1 protein-coding gene is annotated in these 478 nt (G+C 31.0%); it reads left to right on the top strand.

Going from position 1 to position 478, the window contains the following annotated elements; genetic code table 11:
* On the top strand, positions 1-360 hold a 360-nt coding region (locus tag KGF50_RS21850), incomplete at its 5' end, for a minor capsid protein (protein ID WP_227849992.1).
* Positions 361-478 lie beyond the last annotated feature (118 nt).

Genomic DNA, 478 nt, shown 5'->3' on the forward strand with positions numbered 1-478 from the left:
GTGTCTAAATCACAAGCTAAGAATCTAATAATGACTGAATCAGCTTTCTTTGCATCAGCTTCAAGAAAAGATTGTTTTAACGATTTAGATGTAGAAAAGTATGAGATAGTTGCTACACTAGATTTAAAAACATCAAGTATATGTAGAGAGTTAGATGGAAAAGTATTTGATATGAATGATTATCAAGTTGGAATAACAGCTCCACCATTTCATCCTAGATGTCGTACAACAACAGCTCCTTTTTTTAGTGATGAAGAAGGATATAGAGCAGCAAGAGGAGAAGATGGTAAAACATATTATGTTTCATCAAATATGAAATATGAAAAATGGTATAAGACGCATGTTAGAAACACTTACTAAGCTGGTAGGTGTCTTTGTTATGTGAAAAAATGAAAGGAGATATTTAAAATGGATTGGTTAAAAGAATTACTGGAAGAAATAAAAATAGAAGATAACAAGTTTGATGTAGCTTCTCTTC

Source organism: Clostridioides sp. ZZV15-6598 (assembly GCF_020657705.1).
Classification (GTDB): Bacteria; Bacillota; Clostridia; order Peptostreptococcales; family Peptostreptococcaceae; genus Clostridioides; species Clostridioides difficile_F.